The 506-nt window shown below is 57.7% G+C and carries 1 protein-coding gene; it reads left to right on the top strand.

Annotated features, from left to right (window positions below; genetic code table 11):
• On the top strand, nucleotides 1-506 hold a 506-nt coding region (locus J5224_RS35435), incomplete at both ends, for a methyl-accepting chemotaxis protein (RefSeq protein ID WP_264629442.1).

The raw sequence follows: 506 nt of genomic DNA, 5'->3' as shown, positions 1-506 counted from the left end.
TCCATCACTACCGCATCGATGCAAATTGCATCCGGTAACGAAGACCTGTCATCACGCACCGAATCGCAAGCCAGCGCGTTGCAGGAAACCGCCGCCGCGATGGAACAACTCACCTCGACGGTACATAACAACGCAGAGAATGCCCGCAACGCCAATGCGTTGGCGCAGTCTGCCTCCGACGTCGCTGTTCGCGGTGGTGCTGTGGTTAAACAAGTGGTGAATACCATGGATTCCATCAACGGCTCGTCGCGTAAAGTGGTGGACATCATCGGGGTGATTGACAGCATCGCCTTCCAGACCAATATTCTGGCGTTAAATGCCGCCGTCGAAGCGGCGCGTGCCGGTGAACAAGGTCGCGGTTTTGCCGTGGTCGCCACCGAAGTGCGCACGCTGGCACAGCGCTCCGCGTCTGCCGCCAAGGAGATCAAGGGCCTGATCGATGACTCAGTATCCAAAGTGGATGAAGGCACCACGCTGGTGAAACGTGCCGGTGTTACCATGAGTGA

The sequence above is a fragment of the Candidatus Symbiopectobacterium sp. NZEC135 genome (genome assembly GCF_025962695.1).
This window is presented reverse-complemented; position numbering and strand designations above follow the sequence as displayed.